At 56.4% G+C, this 1,508-nt stretch carries 1 pseudogene; it reads left to right on the top strand.

Annotated elements, in window-relative coordinates:
* Window positions 1-739 precede the first annotated feature (739 nt).
* Window positions 740-1,235, top strand: a pseudogene (locus P0D89_RS52890) (SOS response-associated peptidase family protein); the annotation flags it as partial.
* Window positions 1,236-1,508: the final 273 nt, after the last annotated feature.

Below are 1,508 nucleotides of genomic sequence, written 5' to 3'. Positions count from 1 at the left end.
TCAGGGAGATAGCTGAAACCTTCCGAGAAGCCGTCGCGTCGCATTGCGATTCGATATCGCGGGCTCGGCTCCGGAAAACACTTCGAGACGGCTGCGACTCGCCCGAGGTGGGCTTTCTACATGAATTAACCCTAGCTCAGAACCTGCCTGCCACGCAAAGAGTCTGCAAGGTATGTTCAATAGCAGTTCTTTGGCTTCCATAACGTCCGCTCATTGCAGTCGGGGGTTTAGATGCTATTGCACTTCGTCCGCACCATCGTGAGACTCGTGGTCTTTGTTGTGGTGGGGCTCGCGATCCTACCGACTGCCTATTCTGAAACCATGGGGCAAGTGGGTGCAAGTTTCACTGAGTCGAGCGCTCCGGTTTTCGCCGGGGCGCTTCAAATGGTGACTGTCGAGCCGTCTTCTGGCGTGCTTCGAGCGAGTATTTCGATTGAGTATCCGATGGCCCGCGGCGCGGCACAGCCGGATATAGGCTTGCACTACAGTTCCGCTTCCGGTATCGGTGAGGCATGGGTTGGAGTCTGAACATGCCTTCGATCGAGCGGCGCGGACCGACCGGTGGACCGCCTGTGTACGAAGGGGATCCGGCACCTGAGCGAGATCCATACGTATTCTCGGATGAATTTGAGAAAGAAAGATACGTAAGCGCACGCGAGAAACAGTTCCTCGCTATGTCTCACTTCGTGTTTAATGGCGAGCCCCTCGTGCCCCTCTGTGAGGTCGGATCGAATCTGCACCCATGCGATATCAGTGCCGCCCGGCAGGTAAGCCGGCGTTCTACGATACGAAGTACCGGGGACTTATAACGCGCGACGTGACAATCTCGAAGGCTTCTGGAAGGGGCAATTCGGCCATACGCACGGACTCATGCTGGTGAGCTCGTTCTACGAAAACGTGAGTCGCCAACGGCTTGAGAACCGCGCGCTGGCCGAAGACGAGAAAGACGAAAACGTCGTGCTGCAGTTCAAGCCGAACCCACCGCAGGACATCTTGATCGCGTGCCTGTGGTCACACTGGCAAGGCAAGGGCCTGCCTGACCTGCTGTCGTTCGCCGCGGTGACCGACGACCCGCCCCCGGAATCTCACTGGCCGGCCACGACCGGTGCATCATCCCGATCAAGCCGGAGCACATTGACGCGTGGCTGAATCCCGACCCGCATAACCTTGAAGCTCAGTACGCAATTCTAGATGACCGTAACCAGCCCTACTACGAGTACAGGCTCGCGGCGTAAAAGCTCGAATCCATACGCAGACGACATTAGGGCTCGTGCTCTGTTTGTCCTGCATTGCTTAATAACATCTCGTATCAACTCCTCATTGTCTTCGGCACCGGCCGGGCCAGACCGTCGCATCCTATACGTCCGCGGTCTGTCACGGCAAAACAACATAAGTTAAGTTACATGCCTCGCGAGGCCGACATCCGGCCGGACAAACCGTTTTCGTTTTTTCCAGGTTTGCAAAACGCTCTTGGATGTCCTATCGTGGCTTACATTCTGCCTTCGAAT

Source organism: Paraburkholderia sp. RL18-085-BIA-A, from assembly GCF_046027075.1.
Taxonomy (GTDB): Bacteria; Pseudomonadota; Gammaproteobacteria; order Burkholderiales; family Burkholderiaceae; genus Paraburkholderia.
The sequence above is the reverse complement of the archived record's forward strand: the minus strand, read 5'-3'. Positions and strand labels throughout refer to the sequence as shown.